Source organism: Pseudomonas alkylphenolica (assembly GCF_016009175.1).
Lineage (GTDB): Bacteria > Pseudomonadota > Gammaproteobacteria > Pseudomonadales > Pseudomonadaceae > Aquipseudomonas > Aquipseudomonas alkylphenolica_B.
Genome location: NZ_JADUCM010000002.1, coordinates 346858 through 369763 on the forward strand (window position 1 = coordinate 346858; position 22906 = coordinate 369763).

The window sequence follows — 22906 nt, forward strand, 5'->3', positions numbered from 1 at the left end:
CCTACATCCTCAATTCCATAAGTGTTACAAAGCCGGCCCACTTTGGATGGTAATTTCCTTCCTCGATCCTAACGGCTGATTCATCAACCCATGGTGACATTTTTGGTAAAGTCTTAAATAATTCTAACTTCTCTGTTACTCGCTCCATAGTCATCTCGGCCGGGTGTTTATCTCGGGTCGCGCCGGTTGGTCTATGTGCCGCTAATTCCAGCGATTTCAGGTAGCGATACGTCGTTAAAGACCAAACGTGATCCAAGTCTTCTATATCTCTGTGATGGTCACAGAAGAGGCAGCCAGCAGGATTCACACAGTCTGGTTTCGGGAGGTTTTTGGGGGCTTCAGGACGACCTGCGGGCTTGACTTTGACGCACACGCCTGGCCCTGGAGGTGAAAAGGCAGGGTCGTTTTTCTGATGATATCTGGTCAGCTCAGCGGCCGCGGCCTGATGGTTTGGTTGCTCGTAATTAAGCAAAAGTGTCAGCTCATCATGCTGTCCCATCTCAGCCGTCAGTTCGGGGTCTCTCGTTTTACGTAATAGCCAATTGATTTTAGACAGTCGTAATTGTCTTGGTGATGTGTATGGGATATTCAGCTTTTCTAATACGTTTCTAACCCCCCTAAAATTAGGCGAGGTTGTCGGGGCCCTATGGAAATGCGAAGAAAGCGGGAATAACAAACCGTCTTCCGGGTAGAGCTCATTACGCCAAGCTAGGTATTTTTCAAAATGAGCCCGATACTCGCTATATACATTAAATTCTACTTCGCCTTGTCGGCGATCCTTAAAAATTTTTTTGCAGTGATACCCGCCACTGTAGCTCTGGTATGCGAATCTACCATTTTTCATATCAAGCGTTTGCGCAAGATTAGACTGAGTTTGGGCTACAAAAATTAATAATTCTGCTTCAATTCGCAGATTCATCAAAGGGTGCCGGGTTCGCCAGGATCTATCTTCGACCCACGCCTTTCTTTTTCTGAGAGAGCTGCCTTTAAGGTGCCAGTCACCTTTCAGATTTGAGGGTGGTATTAGTTTGCTCCAGTGTTCGATAGTCTCACCCGTTCGAAATTTCAACATGACAGGTAGATCACCCTTAACGTTTTCAACTGATAGGGACTCGCACAAGTCGAGGAGCACATTGCCCATTTCAAATAAGTTTTCAAAGTTAATTTTGTCGGCAGCCTTACCCCAATTTTTGGGCGAGGATTTTTTCCTCAGTCGAGAGAAGCTCATGATTCGCCTGTCACGATCTAATACGCCGTCTATCACTGTCGCAATCCGTGTAGCCCGGCCAAATGCGGTTTGCAAACCCGTGCTGTTCCCTCTGCTATTGTCAAGCAACCAGTCAGTCCAATCCAAAAAGACTCTTTCAACTGTTGTTGCGGTCATTTCATAGTTGTTTTTATCTGCCCATGCATAAAGGGATCTTAGAATCTGATAAGAGCATTTTACTGTCTTTCCGCTTTTGCCAGCGGTGAGAGCACCGCGGAGGTGCTCGAAGAACCTAATAGCGAGGTCTTCCCGGGCTTGGAGCGGAGGTGATAAGTCTGAGGCTTCAATGGCGGCGGTCGCTTGGTCGATCGGCAACTCACTCAAACCCTTGTACAACAAGGAATTCAAGCTCCAAGGGGTTTCAAGTCGGCCATATGGCTGGCCGCGAAACGTAAGATCTGGAGGACTTCTCATACGTTTGACGCGTCACTATTTGCCGCTTCAAAAAAAGCCTTGGTGAAAGCGTTAGCCATCGATATCTTGATAGGTGTGCGTTCGACGAATTTAATGTATTTAATGGTAGTAGACTCATCTTTATGTAACAAGGCGTCTTTAACTATTCCAATAGCGTGAATCGCGCCGCCCGCGTTGATAGCTAGTCGCGTCAAATCTGTCGCGAAGGTACACCGCGTTTGATGAAACTTGAAGGTGTTGAGAACGCTTATGCCTCGCTGCTTCCCTACTGCCCTAAGTGTATGCATCGCCACATTAATGGCTGGAGACCTATCCTTGTCGCGGTCAGCGTAGGGATTGCCGTGTTTTGTTAGGAATACTAAGTTTTTGTTATGTTTCGACGCTTTGGACTCTCTTAATATCCTATCGGTACTATAGCAATAGCTCAAAAGCTCACTAAGCAAAGCTTTGGTAATCCAGATATGGCCTGTTACTCCATTTTTTGTTGATACTGGAGGAAAGGCGCCTGGCCCAACCGCTATCCTATAGAGCTCAGGAGTAGCTGGGTCTTCAACTGCGGCTTCGAGTGTTTGAATTGTCAGGCTTGCTAATGTTTGAATTCGCATGCCGGTAAAGAAGCCTGTCAAAAGTAGCAGATGAATTTCACGAGGGCAGCATTCTGCAGCCAAGTCTAATATTTTTTTTCGGTCCTGTTCAGAAACAGGAAAAAGACCGTCCTCCAGTTTTTCACCGACGGACGATTTGTTCGGTATGGACAGGCTTGTTGTGTTAACTGTAAGTGTCCGCTCTAGGCCAAAACTATTGTTGATTTTTACATTAATGAAGCTTTCTCTCCACATCGGCCATTCTGGGCTAAGTAGACTATTGTGTCTCAGCCAGCGATAAAACTGGATCACTACCCGCATACGTTGAGAGGTTGTCGAAGGTGCTATGTATGTGGATTTTCTGGATCTGATCAAGAACCCCCGATACTTCACCAAACATCTTTCGCTTTCTTTAATAGGGAAGTCACGCCAATCGGTACCTGTTCCTTCGAGCCATTTGGAGTATGCGTATATTGATGCACACTTGGACTTTACGGTAGCAGGGTCCTTTTTTCCTTGAGTAGCTTGGAGCATTAACCAAAGATTTGCTTCTCGCCATGGAGATCCATTGGACCAGAATATCTGAGGGAGTCCGTCGATGATTCGCGAAGCCGAAAGTTTTGACCATTCAACTTTGCCGTATTGCACTAAGGCACGATGTGGTGTGAATTGTATGTATTCTTGACGTGCCACGATTCGCCATCCTAATTCTGCTTTCGAGGAGAAGCTCTACCTGCTTTGTCCATAGCGTGCCAATTCAACTGTGCTTAGTCCATAGCGCCAACTAACCTGTGTCCGCCGTCTTTGGGCAAGTCGGCCGGGGCGAGGTTGAGGGTGATGCGCCGTGCGGGGAACTCGAGGCCTGAATTGAGGATCGCGCTACGCACCCGGTCCTTGCTTTCCTTCACCGTGGCTTCAGGCAGCCCCACCAGCGTCAGGGCAGGCAGGCCGTTGGCCAGATGGGCTTCAACGCTGACTGCTGGTGCGGACACACCCACCTGGGCGCGGCTGTGGACAAGGGCGAGTGACATGAACGCTCCATGATCTAGACGGGGCCGCGTCCTGCGGCGTTGCAAGGATAGTGGGGCGAACGGGGGGAGGCGGGAGAAGAGTGCGTCCGGGTTTTTCCGGACGACTCAAGGGCACATGAACAGCAGCCTCATTAAAGCCCGAAAGCTTCAGTTGAGTATTGGCTATACTTTTATCCGCCCCATAGTTCGAGCTTGGAGTTATTACCATGAAAAGCACGACACTTGGCAAACATCCGATGTCTATAAAGCGTAGTAAATTTTATTTCATGTGCGCCTTACTGCTACTGGCGGGTTGTGCACACAACCCTGATATAAGAACCAGCGGCGATAACGTTGACGGTATTACTTCAAAGAGTGATAAAGCCTACATCGACTGCGTCAAGGACGAAGTGCAGAGCTACACCTCAACGTACACGGTGGAAAACGGCGGTAAAACCGACCTGTTCATCGGCTCGACCAATCCCGGCACCACCGACGGCCTGGTCGAGGTTTCCAGCACAAACGGCCACAGCCTGTACACCGCCTACCAGCGCGATGCCTGGTATGACAAAGGCCGGCTGCTGGACGCCGCGCAAGCGTGCTCCAGAGGATAGCTGCCAGCCAACGGGTGGCTGCGTGGTAGGGAGATGACGAAAGCCGAGATGACTTGTCAGGGGCAAGCAGGTTGTCTCGATTTCGTCAGTAACACGTTGTTGTTTTGCGACTTTCATTTTTGTTGTGCTTTCTATATGGATACTCTCAACTATTTAGGTGGCAATACTTCTGTTATTCAAGAGAGGCTTGCGTGCTTTGTGCTTGTTTGTGTCAGAAGTTTCTGAATCGATACCATCGAAGGCACTGCGCCATTGAAGTTGCCGCCGTACGCACTTACCCTGCACAAGTCTTATCAGACTCGATTTGTATTGCAGGTCAATGGTGGCTGTGCGTGGGGCACTTTAGAGTGCGCCGGTTCCTGTGCCCGGTCTGCGAACCCGCACACAGCTGCCACCTTTCGATTCGCAGCGAGCGGTGGTTTGTACGTCCACCGACCCAACCCGGTCTGCACTCAGTAATCGTTCATAAAATAGAACGCTAGAGCCAAATTTCACCGTCTACCGCTCCAAAGGTGATGAATTTAATGTGTGTCCATCAACGCGAAACACCCAACACACACTGAGTCAACCACCTTTAGGAGCACCGACCATGACCTCGTTCAAATACAACCGCCTGAACAAAGACGACGCCGCTGTGCTGCTGGTCGACCACCAGGCCGGCCTGCTGTCGCTGGTTCGCGACATCGAGCCGGACAAGTTCAAGAACAATGTGCTGGCCGTGGCCGACCTGGCCAAGTTCTTCAACTTGCCTACCATTCTTACCACCAGTTTCGAGCAAGGCCCCAACGGCCCGCTGATGCCAGAGCTCAAAGCGCTGTTCCCGGATGCCCCGTACATCGCTCGCCCGGGCCAGATCAACGCCTGGGACAACGAAGACTTCGTCAAGGCGGTGAAGGCCACAGGCAAGAAGCAGCTGATCATTGCCGGTGTGGTGACTGAGGTGTGTGTGGCCTTCCCGGCGCTGTCGGCTCTGGAAGAAGAGTTCGAGGTGTTTGTGGTCACCGATGCCTCCGGCACCTTCAACGCGATGACCCGCGATGCCGCCTGGAACCGCATGAGCGCAGCCGGTGCGCAGTTGATGAACTGGTTCGGCGTGGCCTGTGAGCTGCACCGCGACTGGCGCAACGACATCGAAGGCCTGGCCGCCCTGTGCTCGAACCACATTCCGGACTACCGCAACCTGATGACCAGCTACAACGCGCTGACGGCTGGCAAATAAGCCCGAACGCTACAGCGTCGCTGCACAGACCAGGGCCCGCCCACTGGCACACAGTGGGCACCGGCCAGCCGCTCATGCCGAGGGAATGCCGATGAACACTGCAACCCCAGACAACCGCAACGTGGTAACCCTGGTGATCCAGCACAAGGCGCGTGCCGATGCATTGCCGCGCTACGAGGCATGGCTGCGGCGCGCAGTGGCCACCGCCCGCCAGCAACCGGGCCATCTGGACGTCAACGTGATTCGCCCGGATGACGGCGGTCGCCATTTCACCACGGTGGTGCGCTTTGCCGAAGCCGACCTGCTGCACGCCTGGGTGAACTCTGCCGAGCGTCAGGCACTGGTCGAAGAGGTGCTGCCGTTGCTTGAAGAGGGCGATCACACCCAGGTCCACAACGACCCGGAGTTCTGGTTCACCCCGCCCAGCAGCACCACGCCGCCACCGCCACGCTGGAAACAGGCGGTGCTCACCTACCTGGTGATCTGCCCGCTGACCTTGATTGTGCCCCAGCTGCTGGCGCCTTTGTTTGCCTACTTCCCGCAGTTGGGGCATGGGCTGGTCAGCAACCTGATCATCAACCTGTTCATCATTGTGCCGGTGGTGTTCTACATCATGCCCTGGCTGAGCCGTCGCTGCGCCGGCTGGTTGCGCCGCTGAAGCATCGATGTGACAGCAAGTGCAATACAGCGTTGCTAACCTCAACCGGTCGATGCCGTTTTCACATGGAGACCACCATGAGCCAGGACCCCAACGACAAGAGTCGCCGTCAGTTTCTCGCCACCAGTACCGTGCTCGGCGCCGCTGGCGCGCTTTGGTCCGCACTGCCGTTTGCCGGCTCAGCCGGTTCCGCCCACGCATCCACGCAAGGAGCTCCCATGACTGCCGACCTGATCCTGTTCAACGGTAAGCTGCACACGGTCGACCGTGAAAAGCCTACAGCCAGTGCAGTGGCCATCAAGGATGGCCGGTTTCTCGCTGTGGGCACTGATGCCGAGGCCATGACACACCGTGGCGATGCCACGCAGATGATCGACCTCAAGCAGCGCACGGTCATCCCGGGCCTGAACGACTCGCACCTGCACCTGATCCGTGGCGGCCTCAACTACAACCTGGAACTGCGTTGGGAAGGCGTGCCATCGCTGGCCGATGCCTTGCGCATGCTCAAGGACCAGGCCGATCGCACGCCGAGCCCGCAATGGGTGCGCGTGGTCGGTGGCTGGAACGAATTCCAGTTTGCCGAGAAGCGCATGCCGACTCTGGAGGAGATCAACCAGGCGGCGCCCGATACCCCGGTGTTCCTGCTGCACCTGTATGACCGCGCCCTGCTCAACCGTGCGGCGCTCAAGGCAGTGGGCTACACCAAAGACACGCCCAACCCGCCCGGTGGCGAGATTCAGCGCAACAGCCGTGGCGAGCCGACCGGCATGCTCATCGCCCGGCCCAACGCCACGATCCTCTATGCCACCCTGGCCAAGGGGCCGAAGCTGCCGCTGGAGTACCAGGTCAACTCGACCCGCCAGTTCATGCGCGAACTCAACCGCCTCGGTCTGACCAGCGCCATCGATGCCGGTGGCGGCTACCAGAACTACCCTGACGACTACCAGGTGATTCAGGAACTCGCCGACAACGGCCAGCTGACGGTGCGCATCGCCTACAACCTGTTCACCCAGAAGCCCAAGGAAGAACTCGCCGATTTCAAGAACTGGACCCAGAAGGTCAAGCCGGGCGATGGCAGTGATTTCTTCCGGCACAACGGTGCGGGTGAGATGCTGGTGTTCTCAGCCGCCGATTTCGAGGATTTCCTCGAGCCGCGCCCGGACCTGCCGCAAACCATGGAGGCGGAGCTGGAGCCAGTGGTCCGCCATCTGGTCGAGCAGCGTTGGCCGTTCCGTCTGCATGCGACCTATGACGAGTCCATCTCGCGCATGCTCGACGTGTTCGAGAAGGTCAATCGCGATATCCCGTTCAACGGCTTGCCGTGGTTCTTTGACCACGCCGAAACCATCACCCCGAAAAACATCGAACGTGTGCGTGCGCTTGGCGGTGGTATCGCCATTCAGGACCGCATGGCCTTTCAGGGCGAGTACTTTGTCGACCGTTACGGTGCCAAGGCCGCGGAGAAGACCCCGCCGATCCAGCGCATGCTCGCCGAAGGCGTCCCGGTGGGAGCCGGCACCGATGCAACGCGGGTGTCCAGCTACAACCCGTGGACAGCGCTGTACTGGATGGTCAGCGGCAAGACCGTTGGTGGTCTGGCGCTGCACGAGGAGGGCTTGAGCCGTGACACCGCATTGCAACTGTTCACCCAGGGCAGCGCCTGGTTTTCCAGCGAGCAGGGCAAGAAGGGCCAGATCAAGGTGGGCCAGTTTGCCGACCTGGCGGCGTTGTCGCTGGACTACTTCAGTGTCGATGAAGACTCGATCAAGTCGATCGAGTCGGTGCTGACGGTGGTCGATGGCAAGGTGGTGTATGGCGCCGAAGAGTTCGACAAGTACGGCCCTTCAGTACTGCCGGTGTTGCCCGAGTGGTCGCCGGTCACCAAGGTACCCGGGCACTGGCGTGCGGGCGCGCCGCTGGCGGCCGCCCTGCACCAGTGTGTCGGGCCGTGTGGTGTGCATGCACACAGCCATGAAAAGGCACGGCATTCCAGTGTGCCGGTCAATGACTACCAGGGGTTCTGGGGGGCACTGGGCTGTTCCTGCTTCGCTTTCTGATGCAGAAAAGGGGCGCTATGCGCCCCATCGCAGGCTTCGCCTACTCCTACAGTGTTAACTACTTGCCTTGAAACTGTGGGAGCAGGCGAAGCCTGCGATGGGCTGCGTAGCAGCCCCAACTACAGCCTCTGATCTCAAGCCATGTCACTGACGGCAAATTCTTCGGCCAGGTGATCGATCAACGAGCGCACCGACGGCAGCAAGCCGCGCCGCGACGGGAAGATCGCATGGACGATGCCGCAGCGCGGGTGCCATCCCGGCAGCAGTTCCACCAGCTTTCCTGCGGCCAGTTCCTCACGCACGGCCACCCGCGGCAGGTGAGCGATACCCACCCCGGCCACCACGAAATGACGCAGGGCAAACAGGTCATCGGTGACGATCCGTGGCCTGTGCGGGATCACCAGGCTGCGGCTCATGTCTTCACCCTGAAACAGTGTCCACTGGTATTCGCGCTGGTTGCCGCCCCAGTGCAGGCTGGGCAAATCGCCAAGCAACAAGGGATCGAAGCCCTCGGGCAATTGATCAAGAAACGCCGGCTGGCCCACCAGGCACTGGGTGCTGTTGCACAGCACTTTCATCACCATGTCGGTGTTTTCCAGCGGCGGGAAGCGTACCCGCAGTGCAACGTCGAACCCCTCGTGCAGCAGGTCGACGCGGCGGTTGGTGCTTTCGATGAACAGCTCGACCAGCGGGTATTTGTGCATGTAGCGGGTCAGCATCGGGCCCACCCAGGAGTTGAGCAGGGTGGTCGGGCAGCTGATGCGAACCAACCCCCGCGGCTCGCTGCGGTTGCGCTCGATCACTTCGGAGGCGCCCTCGGCCTCTACCCGCATCGCCAGGCAACTGCGGTAATACTCCTGGCCGATCTCGGTCAATGAACAGTGGCGGCTGGTGCGGTGCAGCAGCCGTACGCCAAGCCGGTCTTCAAGGTCGGCGATGCGCCGGCTGAGTTTCGACTTGGGCATGTCCAGCGCCCGGCCCGCTGGGGCGAAACCGCCGTGTTCCACCACCTGGGTGAAGAAGTAGAGGGAGTTGAGGTCTTCCAACGGTCGTTCTCCATTAAGACGCCAGGGTGCTCTTCAACTGCTTGCGCGCGATCAGTTTGAGTCGGACTCAAACAACCGTGCCAGCTCCACCCGGGCCTCCTTGGCGTTCTGCATGACCTTGGCGCGGTCATCGCGTACGCGGCCCTGGGTTTCCAGAAGCTGTTCGTCATGCTCGCTGAAACGCTGTATGCGGTCTGCAGCCTGCTCACGGGTAAGGCCCAGGCCAACGAGGGCGCGACGGGTCATTTCCAGGCTGGAGTAGAAAGTTTCGCGAATCGGTTCGGCGCCGACATCGGTGAGCTTGTGCACATGCTGGCGGTTGCGTGCGCGGGCGAGCACTTTCATTTGCGGGTACAGGCGCTTGATGTGTTCTGCGGTGCGGGTGGTGATCTCCGGGTCATCGGTGGTGATCACCACGTACTCGGCTTCGCCGACCTTGGCGGCATGCAGCACCTCGGCGCGCAACGGGTCGCCGTAAAACACCGGGGCCTGCTCGAAGGTGCGGGTCATCTCGATGGCATCCACCGAGGTGTCGAGGGCAATGAACGGGATTTTTTGCGCACGCAGAATGCGCGAAACAATCTGGCCCATGCGGCCCATGCCGACGATCACCACCCGCGGCGCATCGGTCTGGATGGTCTTGTACTGCTCAGGCACTTCGTGAGGCACAGGCGGGCGCTTGAGCAGGCGCGTGCAGGCCAGCATCAACAGTGGCGTGAGGGCCATCGACAGGGTGATGGTCATCAACAGCAGGTCATAGGTATGAGCATCGAACAGGCCTTGGTCCTTGCCCAGCTTGAACACCACGAAGGCGAACTCGCCACCGGCCGCCAACACCACGCCCAGGCGTATCGCACTGGCGGCGCCCAGGCCGCCGACGGTGCGACCGACAACAACCAGCAGCGGCAGCTTTACCGCCACCAGCAGCAAGGTCAGGCCAAGCAGCAGGCCGGGGGTCTCGAACAGGATGCTCAGGTTGGCACCCATGCCGACGCTGATGAAAAACAGTCCCAGCAACAGCCCCTTGAATGGCTCGATCTGCGATTCCAGTTCGTGGCGGTATTCCGAGTCGGCCAGCAGCATGCCGGCCAGGAACGCGCCAAGGGCCATCGAGACGCCTGCCTGTTCCATCAACCAGGCGGTACCGATCACCACCAGCAATGCGGTGGCGGTGGAGACTTCCGGCAGGCCGGTGCGGGCCACGGTGCGGAACACCGGGCGTAACAGGTAGCGACCGCCAACGATGACGATGGCGATGCTGGCAAACACTTTCAGGGCGTGCTGGAGGCTGTCGCCCTGGCCGGTATCCGGGCCGTTGGCGGCGAGCAGCGGTACCAAGGCAATCAACGGAATCGCGGCGATGTCCTGAAACAGCAAGATGGCAAAGGCCAGGCGCCCATGCGGGGCATTGAGCTGCTTGCGCTCGGCCAGGCTCTGCAGGCCCAGGGCCGTGGACGACAGCGCCAGGCCCAGGCCGACCACGACCGCGGCTGATAGCGATTGGACAAAGCCGAAAAAGGCAATCGCGCCGATCGCCGCGCCGCACAGCAGTACCTGGGCGAGGCCGGCGCCGAACACCGACTTGCGCATCAGCCACAGGCGCCGGGGCGAGAGCTCCAGGCCAATGATGAACAGCAGCAGGACCACGCCCAGTTCGGAGATGTGCGCAACGCTTTGGGTGTCGCGAATCAGACCCAGGGTTTGCGGCCCGATCACCACGCCGGCCAGCAGATAGCCGATCACCGCTCCAAGCTGCAGGCGCTTGGCCAGCGGCACCGTGATGACGGCGGCCAGGAGGAAGATCACCGCAGTTTGCAGAAGGCTGCCTTCATCTGGCATTGCGCGTCCTCCTTGAACGCAGGGTTTACTCGGCGGCTGGAGGGCTCAGGCGTGCTTCCATTTCAGCAACCTTGGCTTCCAGCGCCTCAAGGCGGGCACGAGTACGGGCCAACACCACCATCTGGCTGTCGAATTCTTCCCGGCTCACCAGCTCCAGTTTGCTGAAGCCGCTTTGCAGCAGGGCCTTGAACTGGCTTTCGAGTTCGGCGCGAGGTTGCGAGGTGTCACCGCTGAACAGGCGCGAGGCTTGGTCGCTCAGGGCGTCGAGAAAGGCTTTGGGCGCGAGCATGTTCGGCTATCCGCTGTATCCAAGAGGGGCGCCAGTGTAACACGCAGTATTGGCGTGCTTGCGCTGCACGCTTTTTGCGCATTGCAACGGAACGCGGCGCACCGTTGTTGTGCAGGCAAACGGTGCTGGCGACTGGCCAAGCGCCGGGTGTTATCGCAAGTGCCTGTAATTGGGAGACTTAGTAGATCTGGCAAGGTTTCTGCAAAGACCTTGGTGACCCATGCACTGATGCAGTCACCGTGACGAGGCAGGGTGCAGGCGGAGCATCACGCTGTTTCGTCAGGAGCGGTTTCTGGTGTCGACCGGGGAGAAGAGGTCGACGGTGCGTTACAAAGCCAGGCGCTGCGCTTAGACTTGAGTCGGGTTTGTTTTCCTGGGGCAAGTCCACCAATTCGGGAGAAAGTTTCATGAAGCTAGTCACTGCCATCATCAAGCCGTTCAAGCTGGACGACGTGCGCGAGTCGCTGTCCGAAATCGGCGTGCAGGGCATTACTGTCACTGAAGTCAAAGGCTTCGGTCGTCAGAAGGGTCACACCGAGCTGTATCGCGGCGCAGAGTATGTGGTCGATTTCCTGCCCAAGGTGAAGATCGACGTCGCCATCGACGACAAGGATCTGGACCGGGTCATCGAAGCGATTACCAAGGCAGCCAACACCGGCAAGATCGGTGACGGGAAGATTTTCGTGGTCAATCTGGAGCAGGCGATTCGCATCCGTACCGGCGAAACCGATACCGACGCGATCTAAAACAGCCTCACCAAACCCCAACGCCCCAGGAGATAACAATATGACTCTGCGTCAATTCGCAGGGCTAGGAGCCCTTTTGTCCCTCGTAATGCCCGGCATGGCCCTGGCAGAGGAGGCAGCCCCGGTCCTCAACTCCGGCGACACCGCCTGGATGTTGACCGCCACAGCCTTGGTGCTGTTCATGACCATTCCCGGTCTGGCGCTGTTTTACGGCGGTATGGTGCGTTCCAAAAACGTACTGTCGGTGATGATGCAGTGCTTTGCGATTACCGGCCTGATCAGCGTTCTGTGGGTGGTGTACGGCTACAGCATGGCGTTCGATACCACTGGTATGGAACAGGGCGTGGTCAACTTCAATTCCTTCGTTGGCGGTTTTTCCAAGGCGTTTCTTGCCGGCGTGACCCCAGCGAGCCTCACCTCTTCGACGGCATTGTTCCCCGAGGCGGTCTTCATTACCTTCCAGATGACCTTCGCGATCATCACCCCGGCACTGATCGTGGGTGCCTTTGCCGAGCGCATGAAGTTCTCGGCCATGCTGATCTTCATGGCCATCTGGTTCACCCTGGTCTACGCACCGATCGCCCACATGGTGTGGAGCGGCAACGGTGGCCTGATGTGGGACTGGGGCGTACTCGACTTCGCGGGCGGCACCGTGGTGCACATCAACGCCGGTATTGCCGGGCTTGTAGCCTGCCTGGTGCTGGGCAAGCGCAAAGGTTTCCCGACCACGCCGATGGCGCCGCACAACCTCGGTTACACCTTGATGGGCGCGGCCATGCTGTGGATCGGCTGGTTCGGTTTCAACGCAGGCTCCGCTGCTGCGGCTAACGGCACTGCCGGCATGGCCATGCTGGTGACCCAGATCGCCACCGCCGCCGCCGCCCTGGGCTGGATGTTTGCCGAGTGGCTGACCCACGGCAAGCCAAGCGCACTGGGTATCGCTTCGGGCGTGGTCGCAGGCCTTGTCGCCATCACCCCGGCGGCCGGTACTGTCGGCCCGATGGGCGCCCTGGTGATCGGCCTGGTGGCCGGTGTGATCTGCTACTTCTGCGCCACCAGCCTCAAGCGCAAGCTCGGCTACGACGACTCCCTGGATGCCTTCGGCGTGCACGGTATCGGCGGTATCGTCGGTGCGATCCTCACCGGTGTGTTTGCTGCCCCCGCACTGGGTGGCTTCGGCACCGTGGAAGACATCGGCGCGCAAGTCTGGATTCAGGCCAAGGGCGTGGGCTTTACCGTGATCTACACCGCGATCGTCACCTACGTGATCCTCAAGGTCCTGGACCTGGTGATGGGCCTGCGGGTCAACGAAGAAGAAGAGTCGGTCGGTCTCGACCTGGCGCAACACAACGAGCGCGGCTACAACCTGTAACGGCCTCGGAAAAAATTTGCCCGGCTTGCCGGGCATTTTTTTGTCTGCAGTTTGTCGCTTTCAGTCAGCGCAAACGGTTTACCACGGCGCTTTTGGCGTTACTTTTCCGACGCCGCTCACGTAGGCAGAAAACTTACAGCTCAGAGTGCTAGTTAGGCACTTTGCTTTTTCTCTGAGCGCGCTAGAATGCGCGCCGAAGGGAGCTGACAAGCTGTCCGCAAATTTCGTTACCCTTTGCTAGGCTTGCCAATGAGCGGGCCGATCATGCCAGGGTAGGCCGACGACTTCTGTCGGCAGCTCTTTAATTTCGTCAGGCCTTGCCAAGAGCGGGGCCTGCACGGTGCTCACCAGGTACCTGGCGGGCACCCGAGGTGGCGGCAAACCCGCGACCCTATGGATTTTCTCCGGCCGCTGTCGATTCCCGGCGCAGCTGGTCTATAACTAATCTGCTTTTCGCAAGTCATGAGGTAGAACATGAGCGACGACGATCTGGAAAATGACGACCTCGAAGTAGGCGATGATGACGAAGGCGACGAAGGCCTGGAAGCGGCAGCTGATGACGTCTCTGACGACAGCGGCGACGACAGCCCGGCACCGGTAGCCAAAGGCAAGTCCAAGGCGGCCGTTTCGGTTGACGAAATGCCTAGCATGGAAGCCAAGCAAAAAGAGCGCGACGCGCTGGCCAAGGCCATGGAAGAGTTCCTGTCCCGTGGTGGCAAGGTGCAGGAAGTGGAGGCCAACGTGGTCGCCGATCCGCCCAAGAAGCCGGACAACAAGTACGGCAGCCGCCCTATCTGAGTGTCCCGCCCACAAAAAAGCCCGCCGTCGCTGCGGGCTTTTTTGTGGGCGTAGGGTCGGTGTTCAGCTGCGCCAGCTGTTGAGCAGTTCGGGCAGTTGCGACAGGCGTTGGATCTCGGCGTCGGGCCGGTAGTCGGCGTCCCATGCCTTACCCTGCGGGTTGAACCAGACCGCACGCAGACCGGCGCGCTGGGCTCCGGCAATGTCGTCGCCGGGATGATCGCCGATATGAACGGCTGCCTGAGCCTCGACCTGACCTTGGCGCAGCGCCTCGAGGAAAGGTTGCGGGTCGGGTTTGCCGATCCCGATGTCTTCGGCACACAGGGCGAACTTGAAGTAGTCGGCCAGCCCCAGGCGGCGCACGTCGGCATTGCCGTTGGTGACCACCCCCAGGGTGTAGGTGTGGCGCAGAATCTCCAGCACCGGCTGGACCTCAGGGAAGATATCGACCTGATGGCGGGCATGCAGGAAAACTTCAAAGCCTTCATTGGCCAGCTCGCGGGCCTTGTTTTCGCTGTAGCCGACATCTTCGAGGGCGTGAAACAGCACGCGGCGGCGCAAGGCGCTGATGCGGTGGCGCAGGCCAGGCTCGGCGCTTACCAGGCGCTCACGGATGGCGTACAGGTGCTCGACGGGCACCGCACCGAGGTCGGGGGCATTCGCCGCGAGCCAGTCGCGCAACACGGCCTCGGCGCTGACGATGACCGGGGCGGTATCCCACAGGGTGTCGTCGAGGTCGAACGTAATCAGCTTGATGCTCATGAATCGCTGCCCTTGCTGCGTTTTGCCCGAGGATGGGCGCTGTCATAGACGGCGGCCAGATGCTGGAAATCAAGGTGAGTGTAGATCTGGGTGGTGGCGATGTCGGCATGGCCGAGCATTTCTTGCACGGCGCGCAGGTCCTGGGACGACTCCAGCAAGTGGCTGGCGAACGAGTGACGCAACATGTGCGGGTGCAGGTTCTGGCCCAGCTCGCGCTCGCCCGCCGCCTGCACGCGCAATTGAATCGCTCGAGGGCCGAGGCGGCACCCTTGGCGGCTGACGAACACGGCGTTGTCCTGGGGGGCGCTGATACCGCGTAGCGCGAGCCATTGTTCGAGGGCTTCGCGGGCCTTGCGACCGACCGGCAACACCCGGGTTTTGCTGCCTTTACCACGTACTTGTACCAGGCCTGCGGCGAGGTCGAGCTGGTCGGTGTCGAGGCTGGTCAGCTCGGACAGACGCAGGCCAGAGGAGTAGAACAGCTCAAGCATGGCCTGGTCGCGGCGCGCGAGAAAATCATCTTCCACTGCGCCTTCGAGCAGTTGCAATGCGCGGTCGGTGTCCAGGGTCTTGGGCAGGCGCCGCTCACCTTTGGGCGCCGAAAGACCGTTGGCCGGGTCGTGGCTGCACAGGCCTTCGCGATTGAGGTAGCGGTAAAAACCCCGAACGGCCGAGAGCAGGCGCGCCAGGCTGCGCGACGATTGCCCCTGATGGTGCTGGCGGGCAATGAGCTGGCGCAGGTGCTGGATCTGCAGGGCATTCCAGCTGTCGATGTGCTGCTTGGCGCAAAACGCCAGAACCGTCTCGAGGTCGCGACGGTACGCCAGTTGGGTGTGCTCGGACACTTGGCGCTCAGTGCGCAGGTGCGCACTGAAGGCCTGGAGCTGGCGCTCCATCAGCGCACCGGGCGCAGGGTCTGGGTAAAGCGTGGTACCACGCGGCCAAGCACTTCGGCGATGTAGCTGAGGAACAGGGTGCCGACGCTGCTTTTGTAGTGCTGCGGGTCACGGCTGGCGATGGCCAGCACACCATGCAGGCCCTGGTGGTTCAGGGTGGCGACGGCGGTGGAGCCGACTTCCTTGCGCTGCTCTTCACCAAACAGAAAATCCAGCTCGTGATCGCGCAGGTTGCCGCTGACGGTCTTGCCGCTGCACAGCAGGCCGCCGATGGCTTGCTGGGCGTCGGCGCTGTTGACCCAGCGACCGACCGGCGCGGCGGCCTCGCCGAACAGGATCAGGCTGACGAAGGGCACCTTGAATTCCTGGCGCAGGCTGTCTTCGACAGCCATGACCACGCTTTCGAGGCTGTCGGCATCGAGCAGGTCGAGGATCAGCCGGCGGGTCTTGTCGAACAGCCGGTCGTTGTCGCGAGCCACGTCCATCAACTGCGAGAGGCGGTGACGCATCTCGATGTTGCGATCGCGCAGCAGCTTGAGCTGACGCTCCACCAGCGACACGCTGTCGCCGCGCTGGTGAGGAATGTGCAACTCGCTGAGCAGTTCATCGTGTTCGGCGAAAAACGTCGGGTTGTCACGCAGGTAGGCCACCACGGCGTCAGCCCCGAAGGCGGGCGTCGAGCCCTCGGCGCGAAGGTCGGTGGGCTGCTCGGCAGGAGCCTGGGGCTGATCGGTCATGGTTGGCACTCACTCATAGACGAACCTGTCCTTCGAAAACGCGTACGGCAGGGCCGGTCATCAGCACCGGCTTGCCCGGGCCTTCCCATTCGATGGACAGGCGCCCACCAGGAAGGTCGATCAGCAGTGGCGAATCCATCCAGCCCTGGCTGATGGCTGCGACAGCGGCAGCGCAGGCGCCCGTACCGCAGGCCTGGGTTTCCCCGGCGCCGCGTTCCCATACGCGCAACTGGGCGCGGTGGCGGTCGATGACCTGGATGAAACCGACGTTCACCCGTTGCGGGAAGCGCGGGTGGTGTTCGATCTGCGGGCCCAGTTCGTGAACCGGAGCGCTGTTGATGTCGTCGACCCGGATCACGGCGTGGGGGTTGCCCATCGACACCGCGGCCAGCTCGACCTGGCGCCCGGCCACGTCCAGCGGATAGCTCAAGGCCTGGGCCGGCGCATCGAACGGCACTTCGGCCGGCGACAGGCGCGGTGGCCCCATGTCGACGCAAATCTGCCCGTCGTTGCGCACGTCCAGCTCGATGATGCCGCCTTTGGTTTCGACGCGGATGAGCTTTTTCGTGGTCAGGCGCTTGTCCAGCACGAAGCGGGCGAAGCAGCGCGCACCGTTGCCGCACTGCTCGACCTCAGATCCGTCAGCGTTGAAGATCCGGTAGCGAAAATCCACTTCCGGATTGCTCGGCGCCTCGACGATCAGCAACTGGTCAAAGCCGATACCGGTGTGGCGATCACCCCATTGCTTGGCGTGCTTGGGCAAGATGTGCGCATGTTGGCTGACCAGGTCGAGGACCATGAAGTCATTGCCCAGCCCATGCATTTTGGTAAAACGCAGCAGCATGGGTTTACTCCGGCAGCAGGCTTTCGCCGGCGAACAACTCGGCTACGGTTTCGCGGCGGCGCACTTCGAAGGCCTGGTCACCGTCGACCAGGATTTCGGCGCAGCGGCCACGGGTGTTGTAGTTCGAGCTCATGACAAAACCATAGGCGCCCGCCGAGTGCACCGCCAGCAGATCGCCTTCGGCCAGGTTGAGTGTGCGCTCTTTGGCCAGGAAGTCGCCGGTTTCGCAGATCGGTCCGACCACGTCGTAGGTACGGCCTTCGCCCGCGCGCGGTTGCACGGCGGTGACGTTCATCCAGGCCTGGTACAGGGCAGGGCGGATCAGGTCGTTCATCGCCGCATCGACGATGGCGAAGTCTTTGTGTTCGGTGTGCTTGAGGTATTCGACGCGGGTCAGCAGGACGCCGGCGTTGGCCACGATGTAGCGGCCGGGTTCGAACACCAGGGCCAGGTCACGCTCGCCGAGGCGCTCGCGGATGGCCTTGATGTAGTCGCCCGCCAGCGGCGGCTCTTCATCACGGTAACGCACGCCGACACCGCCACCCAGGTCCAGGTGACGCAGGTGGATACCGCAATCGCCGAGGCGGTCGATCAGCGCCAGCAGGCGGTCGAGGGCATCGAGGAAGGGTTCCAGGGTGGTCAGCTGCGAGCCGATATGGCAGTCGACACCGACCACTTCCAGGTTCGGCAACTGGGCCGCGCGGATGTAGACCTCTTCAGCATCGGCAATGGCGATACCGAATTTGTTTTCTTTGAGCCCGGTGGAGATGTACGGGTGGGTGCCGGCGTCGACGTCCGGGTTGACCCGCAGCGAGATCGGGGCACGCAGGCCCATCTCGGCTGCCACCACTTGCAGGCGCTCCAGTTCGTCGGTGGACTCGACGTTGAAGCAGTGCACGCCGACTTCCAGAGCGCGGCGCATGTCTTCACGGGTTTTGCCAACCCCGGAGAACACCACGCGATCGGCACGGCCGCCAGCGGCCAGCACACGCTCAAGCTCGCCACCGGAAACGATGGCGAAGCCTGCGCCCAGGCGGGCCAGCAGGTTCAGCACGCCGAGGTTGGAGTTGGCCTTGACGGCAAAGCAGACCAGGTGCGAGACACCCTGCAGGGCATCGGCATAGCTACGGTACTGGGCCTCGATGTGGGCGCGCGAGTAGACGTAGGTAGGTGTGCCGAAACGTTGGGCAATGGCCGACAGGGCCACGCCTTCCGCGAACAGTTCACCGTCGCGGTAGTTGAAAGCGTCCATGGGGTACCCTTACTGATGCTTGTGCGATTGCGACTTTTGACCGTCTTTGCTGTCGTCTGGCAGGTACAGCGGGCCCTTCTGGCCACAGGCGGAAACAAGGCAGGCAATCGCGACGAGCGCCGCGAGGGAGGAGATCAGGCGCTTCATGGCGTAATCCTTTGAAATATGCAGTATTGCGCCCGAGTATACCGAGCACCTGCCGCCTTGCCTATGCGGGTGGCCAGCCGTCGGGCGGGGGGTGGCTGTCGGCAGGTGCGCAGGGCGGTATCCTTTGCATTCGGCGCGCTGCACTCGTATCTTGCCCGGCTTGCGTGTGTGCAGACAATTTTGAGGTTCTTGCAATGAGTTTGACTGAAGCGCGTTTTCACGACCTGGTCGACGCGACCCAACAGGCACTGGAAGACCTGTTCGACGAGAGCGGTATGGATCTGGACATGGAAAACTCGGCCGGCGTGCTGACCATCAAGTTTGAAAACGGCAGCCAGCTGATCTTCAGTCGCCAGGAGCCGTTGCGCCAGCTGTGGCTGGCCGACAAATCCGGCGGCTTCCACTTTGACTTCGACGAAGAGTCGAAGAAGTGGACCTGCGAGAAAACCGAAGAGCTGCTCGGCGAGATGCTCGAGCGCATTGTCTGGGAGCGGGCTGGCGAAAAGCTGGACTTCGACGAAATCTGAGATGAGTACTGCAGCCAAGCCGGTCAAGCCGCTCTACAGCAATGTCAGCCCGGCGGTGCCGTCACCGTGTATCAGCACGTGTCGACTGGATGAGCACAAGGTCTGCATTGGCTGTTTCCGCCATGTCGAGGATATTCGCCAGTGGCGCTCGGCCGATGACGAGCAGCGCCGTGTGATCTGCCAGCAGGCCCAGGCGCGCCGGCAACAGGCTGAAACGCCTTAAACCCTGCGGGTATTGTGTATTTACTTGGCTGTGTTAGTGTCGATGGTGTTTCGGCGATGCCGAATTCCTGCAAACCCCGCCCTTGGGCGGGGTTTTGCTTTATATCGCTCAAAAAAAGGAGTCTGACTGGATCATGAGCACCAAGCCTTCCATTATCGTCACCCGATTGGACGTTCAGCGTCTCGAGCGTCTGATCGACAGCCTCGATGAGAAGACGCAGGATTCTCCGGGTGTGCTCGCCTTGCAGGACGAGCTGGACCGTGCCGAGCAGGTCGGTCACGAGGAAGTTCCGGCCGGTGTCGTGACCATGAACTCCCGGGTTCATTGCCGCGAAGAAGCCAGCGGCAAGGACTATCACCTGACGTTGGTGTACCCGAAAGACGCCAATGCCGACGAAGGCAAGATTTCCATCCTCGCGCCGATCGGCAGCGCACTGCTGGGCCTGTCGGTGGGCGAGCAGATTGACTGGCCGGCGCCGGGTGGCAAGACCCTCAAGCTCAAGCTGCTGGAAGTCGAGTACCAGCCTGAAGCCGCGGGCGATTTCGACCTCTGAGTTCACACATGCGCCAGGGCCTCGTTGAGCGCCAGCTCCAGCTCGCCCTTGTAGCGTAAGTAAAGATTGCTCGAACCTTGACCGTCGGCCAGCAGGCCGGAAAGGTCAAGGTCGGTGATGTAGCAACGGTAGCGCTCGGCATCCCGGCGCTGCCCGATGATCTGGCGAGCGACCTCTGCATAGAGCTGGTCGCCATGCTCCAGCCCGGAAAACTCCTGTTCGTTGCAATACAGCGTGACCTGAACGTTGTCGCCGCTGCCCGGCTGCACGATGGCCTGGACATCATAGTACGGCGTGCCGATGGTGCGCGTCGGCGCCGGCCGTGGTTCCACGCTGCGAGCCTTGCCAGGCCCTGCAGGCAGCAGTTGATAGTAGAGAATGTCCAGCGACCCCTGGGCGTGCAGCTTGTCCAGCGGCAGCTGCGCATCGCGACGGAACACAATCGACTCCAGGAAGCGCTGCAGCGGCAGCAACAGGCTGCTTTCGTCATGGTACGCCAGGCGTTGTTGCCACAGGGCATTGTGCTCATCCAGCACGTAAACATCGGCCCAGACATCCTGAACCCGGTAGAACACCTGGATACACGCGGGTTGGCCCAACGGCAGTACGTGCGCCAGGTCGTGATCCTCCAGGGCGTTACCGTCCAGGTGAAGCGGGCTGTAGTCGAGCCGCTCTTCGCACAGGTAGTTCACCAGTGCTTCGGTGCTGTCGAGGGTGATCAGCTCGACCGCTGCCGGGTGCAGCTCCAGTACATGGGCATGCTGCTGGACCTGCAGCAGGTAACGATGATTCAGGCCCTGGCCGAGCAGCGCCTGGGCGGTGTCGAACACCGCTTCGACCCGTTGGGCAATGGCTTGGGCACGGTTGTGGCAAAAACAGCGGACCTGCAGCCGGGGCCGGTGCTCGGCGCTACCCAGGCTGTTGAGGTAATCGCGCAGGCAGTTCAGCAGGGCATGCTCGCTGTCGTAACGCTTTACCTGGACTTCGTTCCAGCTATTGAGCGTGACCTGGTCCAGGGTCAGCACCAGGTTCTCGCGTACGCCGGCGTAACTGAGCGAATCGGTGCGTTCGGTGGTCATTACGATGTTGAGGTCGCGGTGGTGTTGCAAGGGGTCGACGCCGACATTGACCAGTAACAGCATTTCGTCGACAACGCTCGGTTGCAGCAGGCGTTCATCGCTGACACCCGGCAGAGGCAGGGGCACGCTGTGCTGCAGGCTGCCCAGCAGGTTGAAGAGTTCGAACTCGCTGAGGTCGCTGCTGCCCGGGTGCAAGGCCAGGCGGGTGCTGCTGTCGATCACACCGTTGCGGTGGGCCCATGCCAGCAGGTCGAGCAGCTCGCGGCAGCGTTTGATCGGCGCGAAGTGCTCCCATTCATGGGCGCCCAGATTACCGTTGTACAAGCCCCAGAGGTGTTGCCCTGGCTCTTTGCGGTTGGCTGACTGGACCAGGGTCAGGGTGTCTTCGGCGAGGTCCGGGGCGATGCCGGGGTTGATGAATTCGATCTTGCCGGCCCGGCGTTCGAAGGCGGCATACAGGCGACGACCCAGGACGTTGAGGTCGCGTTGGTCGATGCGGTTGCTCGCATTCTGGGTACGGGCGAACTGGCAAAGAAAGCGATAGCTGTGGTTCAGTTCGGCCACCAGCGTGCGCCGTTCGACCGCGACCTGGCGCACCTTCCACTCACTGCGGCTGTCGAGCAAGGCAAGCTGGCGCTCGTCCCATCCCCATTCCTGGCTCAAGCGGCGCAAGAGGTTGCGCTGCCAGCTGTTGGCGCGCTGACGTGCCAGGCCGCTGAGTTTCTTGTTGACCTTCAGGTACAGGCTGCGCCGTACCAATTCCAGGCGTTCGTGTTCACCGCGGGCCTGCAGGTACTGCTCGATACGGCGGTAGACCATCATGTAAGGGTCCAGCTCGTCGAGGTCCAGGTGATTGGCGAACACCGCCTGCTTGAACTGCAGGCTCAGGCACTGCACCTGAGGGTGTTCGCTGGCGTAGACCTCGGTCAGCAGCAGCTTGAGCACCGATTTGTAAGGCGAGTCGATACCTTTGTACAACTGCCACAACCCTGCACCGACAAACTCCCCCGGCGGAATGTGCGCCAGGTGGCCGAGGTCCAGGCAGTCATCAGCGCGGATGAAGCGTTTGCTCAGCAGGGTCTGGGTATAGCGCTGGTAGCGAGACTCCTCGTACACCGGCACCAGCCACCACAGCGGTGTGCGGCCGGCCAGCCAGATCGCGGTGCGGTAGAACTCATCGAGCAGCAGGTAATGCTGGGTGGTGCCGCAATCATCGGAGCTCAGCTGGTTATCGCGTTCGCCCTGCACAAAGCTGTGCGGCTCGATCAAAAACAGGTGGGCCTCGGCGCCCTGGCTGGCCGCCCAGGTTTCCAGCAGCTGGCACTTTTTGCGCAGCTCGGCCAGCTCGTTGTCGCTCAGGTCGGCTGCATGGCAGACCCAGACATCCATGTCGCTTTGTTCGGCCTGCGCCAGGGTGCCCAGGCTGCCCATCAGGTACAGGCCATGAATGGGACGCGGCGGGTTGCCGTGGCGGGCTTTGTAGGCGAACGAGCGGGTCAGGCGCTGGGCTTCGACCAGCAGTCGGGGGTCAGGCTCGAAGTGCGAGATGCCTGCAGGCGTGGTGCCGGACACATAGCCGGGCAACAGCGGGTGATTGACGTGGAAGAATAGCGGCAGCAGGGTCAGCACCAGTTGCTGGCGGCTGGACAATCCCTCCATGGCACGCTCCAGGCGCCCATGGTTGAGCTTCAGGAAGCGCGTGCGCAGCTGGCTGAGCACCTTGCGGTCGATGCCCTCGTCTAGGTCGGGGCGGATTTCGTGTGGGTGATTCATCGCAAGCTAAAACCGGCCATGTGGAGGGACGCTATGGCGAGTTTAAGCGGTATTTGAATTTTGACGCCATTTTACCAGCGTGAATCCCCGCAGCGGGGCTGCGCTGTGGATCCTGTAGGAGCGAGGCTTGCCCGCGAAAACCGAAAATGCGGTGCAGCTGCTACACCGCAGCGCCTGGTTCGCCCGCAAGCCTGGCCCCT

At 60.0% G+C, this 22906-nt stretch carries 22 protein-coding genes and 1 pseudogene; 10 read left to right on the forward strand and 13 right to left on the reverse strand.

Going from position 1 to position 22906, the window contains the following annotated elements; translation table 11 throughout:
* Window position 1: 1 nt before the first annotated feature.
* The 3 genes and pseudogenes from I5S59_RS03875 to I5S59_RS03885 form a co-directional block, all read right to left on the reverse strand.
* Window positions 2-1603, reverse strand: a complete 1602-nt coding sequence (locus I5S59_RS03875; protein ID WP_197875471.1) for a hypothetical protein — start codon at window positions 1601-1603, stop codon at window positions 2-4.
* 74 nt (window positions 1604-1677) lie between these two features.
* A complete protein-coding gene (locus I5S59_RS03880) occupies window positions 1678-2958 on the reverse strand; it encodes a tyrosine-type recombinase/integrase (RefSeq protein ID WP_197875472.1) in 1281 nt (426 codons plus the stop codon).
* A gap of 101 nt (window positions 2959-3059) precedes the next feature.
* Window positions 3060-3296, reverse strand: a pseudogene (locus tag I5S59_RS03885) (magnesium chelatase domain-containing protein); the annotation flags it as partial.
* A 206-nt stretch (window positions 3297-3502) separates the two neighbouring features.
* On the opposite strand from I5S59_RS03885, the gene I5S59_RS03890 reads away from it, so the two are divergent.
* The 4 genes from I5S59_RS03890 (at window position 3503) to I5S59_RS03905 (ending at window position 7823) form a co-directional block, all read left to right on the forward strand.
* Window positions 3503-3889, forward strand: coding sequence for a hypothetical protein (locus I5S59_RS03890; RefSeq protein WP_232239558.1), 387 nt, complete (start codon window positions 3503-3505; stop codon window positions 3887-3889).
* Window positions 3890-4478: 589 nt separating this feature from the next.
* Window positions 4479-5108: an isochorismate family cysteine hydrolase YcaC gene (ycaC, locus tag I5S59_RS03895; protein WP_128321881.1), complete on the forward strand. Its 630-nt coding sequence runs from the start codon at window positions 4479-4481 to the stop codon at window positions 5106-5108.
* 91 nt (window positions 5109-5199) lie between these two features.
* The gene (locus tag I5S59_RS03900; protein ID WP_197875473.1) at window positions 5200-5766 is read left to right on the forward strand and encodes an antibiotic biosynthesis monooxygenase; all 567 of its coding nucleotides are present in this window, start codon (window positions 5200-5202) and stop codon (window positions 5764-5766) included.
* A 218-nt stretch (window positions 5767-5984) separates the two neighbouring features.
* The gene (locus tag I5S59_RS03905; RefSeq protein ID WP_197875565.1) at window positions 5985-7823 is read left to right on the forward strand and encodes an amidohydrolase; all 1839 of its coding nucleotides are present in this window, start codon (window positions 5985-5987) and stop codon (window positions 7821-7823) included.
* Between the two features lie 134 nt (window positions 7824-7957).
* Here the strand turns inward: I5S59_RS03905 and I5S59_RS03910 are convergent, their stop codons facing one another.
* From I5S59_RS03910 to I5S59_RS03920, 3 genes are read right to left on the reverse strand one after another with little or no spacing between them, the layout of a single operon-like run.
* Entirely contained in the window at window positions 7958-8869 is a 912-nt protein-coding gene (locus tag I5S59_RS03910) for a LysR substrate-binding domain-containing protein (protein WP_197875474.1), read from the reverse strand.
* A 51-nt stretch (window positions 8870-8920) separates the two neighbouring features.
* The gene (locus I5S59_RS03915) at window positions 8921-10708 is read right to left on the reverse strand and encodes a monovalent cation:proton antiporter-2 (CPA2) family protein (RefSeq protein ID WP_197875475.1); all 1788 of its coding nucleotides are present in this window, start codon (window positions 10706-10708) and stop codon (window positions 8921-8923) included.
* Window positions 10709-10733: 25 nt separating this feature from the next.
* A complete protein-coding gene (locus tag I5S59_RS03920; protein ID WP_028942418.1) occupies window positions 10734-10997 on the reverse strand; it encodes an accessory factor UbiK family protein in 264 nt (87 codons plus the stop codon).
* Between the two features lie 407 nt (window positions 10998-11404).
* Here I5S59_RS03920 and glnK point away from each other — a divergent pair, with 407 nt between their 5' ends.
* The 3 genes from glnK to sutA all read left to right on the forward strand — a co-directional run bounded on the left by glnK (window position 11405) and on the right by sutA (window position 13913).
* Window positions 11405-11743: a P-II family nitrogen regulator gene (gene glnK / locus I5S59_RS03925; RefSeq protein WP_002555808.1), complete on the forward strand. Its 339-nt coding sequence runs from the start codon at window positions 11405-11407 to the stop codon at window positions 11741-11743.
* Window positions 11744-11783: 40 nt separating this feature from the next.
* Entirely contained in the window at window positions 11784-13115 is a 1332-nt protein-coding gene (locus tag I5S59_RS03930; RefSeq protein WP_197875476.1) for an ammonium transporter, read from the forward strand.
* Between the two features lie 474 nt (window positions 13116-13589).
* On the forward strand, window positions 13590-13913 hold the full coding sequence (gene sutA / locus I5S59_RS03935) for a transcriptional regulator SutA (protein ID WP_128321876.1): 324 nt from the start codon (window positions 13590-13592) through the stop codon (window positions 13911-13913).
* Window positions 13914-13976: 63 nt separating this feature from the next.
* Here the strand turns inward: sutA and I5S59_RS03940 are convergent, their stop codons facing one another.
* From I5S59_RS03940 to lptM, 6 genes are read right to left on the reverse strand one after another with little or no spacing between them, the layout of a single operon-like run.
* On the reverse strand, window positions 13977-14675 hold the full coding sequence (locus I5S59_RS03940; protein WP_128321868.1) for an HAD family hydrolase: 699 nt from the start codon (window positions 14673-14675) through the stop codon (window positions 13977-13979).
* Window positions 14672-15571, reverse strand: coding sequence for a tyrosine recombinase XerC (gene xerC, locus I5S59_RS03945; protein WP_197875477.1), 900 nt, complete (start codon window positions 15569-15571; stop codon window positions 14672-14674). Before xerC ends, I5S59_RS03940 begins: the two co-directional genes overlap by 4 nt.
* Window positions 15571-16308 (reverse strand): DUF484 family protein, encoded by a 738-nt coding sequence (locus I5S59_RS03950; protein ID WP_197875478.1) that lies wholly within the window; start codon window positions 16306-16308, stop codon window positions 15571-15573. Before I5S59_RS03950 ends, xerC begins: the two co-directional genes overlap by 1 nt.
* A 13-nt stretch (window positions 16309-16321) precedes the next feature.
* On the reverse strand, window positions 16322-17152 hold the full coding sequence (gene dapF, locus I5S59_RS03955; RefSeq protein WP_197875479.1) for a diaminopimelate epimerase: 831 nt from the start codon (window positions 17150-17152) through the stop codon (window positions 16322-16324).
* Window positions 17153-17156: 4 nt separating this feature from the next.
* Window positions 17157-18404: a diaminopimelate decarboxylase gene (gene lysA, locus I5S59_RS03960; RefSeq protein WP_197875480.1), complete on the reverse strand. Its 1248-nt coding sequence runs from the start codon at window positions 18402-18404 to the stop codon at window positions 17157-17159.
* A 9-nt stretch (window positions 18405-18413) separates the two neighbouring features.
* Window positions 18414-18551: an LPS translocon maturation chaperone LptM gene (lptM, locus tag I5S59_RS03965; RefSeq protein WP_128321863.1), complete on the reverse strand. Its 138-nt coding sequence runs from the start codon at window positions 18549-18551 to the stop codon at window positions 18414-18416.
* Window positions 18552-18745: 194 nt separating this feature from the next.
* Between lptM and cyaY the strand changes: the two genes are divergently transcribed.
* From cyaY to rnk, 3 genes are all read left to right on the forward strand, one after another.
* Complete coding sequence (cyaY, locus tag I5S59_RS03970) at window positions 18746-19078, forward strand: iron donor protein CyaY (protein ID WP_128321862.1); 333 nt, start codon at window positions 18746-18748, stop codon at window positions 19076-19078.
* Window position 19079: 1 nt separating this feature from the next.
* A complete protein-coding gene (locus I5S59_RS03975; RefSeq protein WP_197875481.1) occupies window positions 19080-19301 on the forward strand; it encodes a DUF1289 domain-containing protein in 222 nt (73 codons plus the stop codon).
* Window positions 19302-19434: 133 nt separating this feature from the next.
* Window positions 19435-19854 carry a nucleoside diphosphate kinase regulator gene (gene rnk / locus I5S59_RS03980; RefSeq protein ID WP_107026127.1) on the forward strand — a complete coding sequence of 140 codons (420 nt, stop codon included), beginning with the start codon at window positions 19435-19437 and terminating at the stop codon, window positions 19852-19854.
* A gap of 2 nt (window positions 19855-19856) precedes the next feature.
* Here the strand turns inward: rnk and I5S59_RS03985 are convergent, their stop codons facing one another.
* On the reverse strand, window positions 19857-22706 hold the full coding sequence (locus I5S59_RS03985) for a class I adenylate cyclase (RefSeq protein ID WP_197875482.1): 2850 nt from the start codon (window positions 22704-22706) through the stop codon (window positions 19857-19859).
* Window positions 22707-22906 lie beyond the last annotated feature (200 nt).

Coding starts and splice junctions, on each gene's coding strand:
- I5S59_RS03890 (WP_232239558.1), top strand. CDS start 3,503: ATGAAAAGCACGACACTTGGCAAACATCCGATGTCTATAAAGCGTAGT.
- ycaC (WP_128321881.1), top strand. CDS start 4,479: ATGACCTCGTTCAAATACAACCGCCTGAACAAAGACGACGCCGCTGTG.
- I5S59_RS03900 (WP_197875473.1), top strand. CDS start 5,200: ATGAACACTGCAACCCCAGACAACCGCAACGTGGTAACCCTGGTGATC.
- I5S59_RS03905 (WP_197875565.1), top strand. CDS start 5,985: ATGACTGCCGACCTGATCCTGTTCAACGGTAAGCTGCACACGGTCGAC.
- I5S59_RS03915 (WP_197875475.1), bottom strand. CDS start 10,708: ATGCCAGATGAAGGCAGCCTTCTGCAAACTGCGGTGATCTTCCTCCTG.
- I5S59_RS03920 (WP_028942418.1), bottom strand. CDS start 10,997: ATGCTCGCGCCCAAAGCCTTTCTCGACGCCCTGAGCGACCAAGCCTCG.
- glnK (WP_002555808.1), top strand. CDS start 11,405: ATGAAGCTAGTCACTGCCATCATCAAGCCGTTCAAGCTGGACGACGTG.
- I5S59_RS03930 (WP_197875476.1), top strand. CDS start 11,784: ATGACTCTGCGTCAATTCGCAGGGCTAGGAGCCCTTTTGTCCCTCGTA.
- sutA (WP_128321876.1), top strand. CDS start 13,590: ATGAGCGACGACGATCTGGAAAATGACGACCTCGAAGTAGGCGATGAT.
- I5S59_RS03940 (WP_128321868.1), bottom strand. CDS start 14,675: ATGAGCATCAAGCTGATTACGTTCGACCTCGACGACACCCTGTGGGAT.
- xerC (WP_197875477.1), bottom strand. CDS start 15,571: ATGGAGCGCCAGCTCCAGGCCTTCAGTGCGCACCTGCGCACTGAGCGC.
- I5S59_RS03950 (WP_197875478.1), bottom strand. CDS start 16,308: ATGACCGATCAGCCCCAGGCTCCTGCCGAGCAGCCCACCGACCTTCGC.
- dapF (WP_197875479.1), bottom strand. CDS start 17,152: ATGCTGCTGCGTTTTACCAAAATGCATGGGCTGGGCAATGACTTCATG.
- lysA (WP_197875480.1), bottom strand. CDS start 18,404: ATGGACGCTTTCAACTACCGCGACGGTGAACTGTTCGCGGAAGGCGTG.
- lptM (WP_128321863.1), bottom strand. CDS start 18,551: ATGAAGCGCCTGATCTCCTCCCTCGCGGCGCTCGTCGCGATTGCCTGC.
- cyaY (WP_128321862.1), top strand. CDS start 18,746: ATGAGTTTGACTGAAGCGCGTTTTCACGACCTGGTCGACGCGACCCAA.
- I5S59_RS03975 (WP_197875481.1), top strand. CDS start 19,080: ATGAGTACTGCAGCCAAGCCGGTCAAGCCGCTCTACAGCAATGTCAGC.
- rnk (WP_107026127.1), top strand. CDS start 19,435: ATGAGCACCAAGCCTTCCATTATCGTCACCCGATTGGACGTTCAGCGT.
- I5S59_RS03985 (WP_197875482.1), bottom strand. CDS start 22,706: ATGAATCACCCACACGAAATCCGCCCCGACCTAGACGAGGGCATCGAC.